Consider the following 1,373-nt stretch of genomic DNA (forward strand, 5'->3'; position numbering starts at 1 on the left):
AGTGTGCTGGCTCAGGACATCGGAATAGGGTGTCTCGGGTCATCGGAATAGGTATGTCTCGGGTCATCGGCATGGCTGCGTGACCAAGCGGCCGCTGGTACGCAGGGTGCGGCGTGTCGAAACGTCGCCTTGTCATCACCGCTGTCCTGGCCGGCACGTCGCAGTCCGAGGCTGCCCGCACCTACGGCGTGTCCCAGGGCTGGATCAGCCGGCTCATGGCCCGCTACGCCGCCGAGGGCGAGGCCGCGTTCGAACCTCGTTCACGCGCCCCGAAGACCCACCCCACCGCGACCGCGCCGGCGACGCTCGAGCTCGTCCTGGGCCTACGCAAGAAGCTCGAGGACTGCGGCCTGGACGCCGGCGCAGACACGATCGGCTGGCACCTGCGCCACCACCACGACATCATCCTGTCGCGGGCCACCATCAACCGGATCCTGACCCGCGCCGGGCAGATGACACCCACCCCGTCGAAGCGGCCGAAGAGCTCCTACATCCGGTTCCAAGCCGAGCAGCCGAACGAAACCTGGCAATCCGACTTCACCCACTACCGGCTCACCCGCCCCGACGGCAGACCCAGCCGAGACGTCGAGATCATCACCTGGCTCGACGACCATTCCCGCTACGCCCTGCACATCTCGGCGCATGCACGGATCACCGCAGCCATCGCGCACGCCACCTTCCAGCACGCCGCCGACCTGCACGGATACCCCGCATCCACGCTCACCGACAACGGCATGGTCTACACCGTGCGGTTCGCCGGCGGCCGCGGCGGACGGACCCAACTCGAAACCGAACTACGCCGGCTGGGCATCGCGCAGAAGAACTCCCGCCCGAATCACCCCACCACCTGCGGCAAAGTAGAACGCTTCCAGCAGACCCTCAAAAAATGGTTGCGTGCCCGAACCCCGCAACCACACACGATCACGGAATTGCAGACCCTGATCGACACGTTCACCGACGAGTACAACCACCGCCGCCCGCACCGGTCCCTGCCACACCGGGCCACTCCGGCCGCCGCCTACCAGGCCCGCCCGAAAGCCACACCCGGCACCGACCGCACCAGCGACACCCACGACCGGGTCCGCCGCGACAAGATCAGCAAAGCCGGCACCGTCACCCTGCGCGTCGCCGGGCGGCTACGCCACATCGGCATCGGCAAGACCTACGCCGGAACCTACGTCATCCTGCTCGTCCAAGACCTCAACGTCCGCATCATCCACGCCACCACCGGCGAACTCCTGCGCGACCTGACCATCGACCCCCGACGCGACTACCAGCCCACCGGCCGCCCACCCGGACCAGCACCCACCAAGCAAAAAACCCGAACCTACAAAACGTAGGCTCGGGCTATTCCGATGTCCTGAGACATCACA

At 66.8% G+C, this 1,373-nt stretch carries 1 protein-coding gene; it reads left to right on the forward strand.

Annotation, left to right across the window (positions count from 1 at the left end; translation table 11 throughout):
- Positions 1–113: 113 nt before the first annotated feature.
- A complete protein-coding gene (locus AB0K03_RS41065) occupies positions 114–1,340 on the forward strand; it encodes an IS481 family transposase (protein ID WP_364697591.1) in 1,227 nt (408 codons plus the stop codon).
- Positions 1,341–1,373 lie beyond the last annotated feature (33 nt).

This window comes from Actinoplanes sp. NPDC049316, from assembly GCF_040677315.1.
In the GTDB taxonomy this organism is placed as follows: domain Bacteria; phylum Actinomycetota; class Actinomycetes; order Mycobacteriales; family Micromonosporaceae; genus Actinoplanes.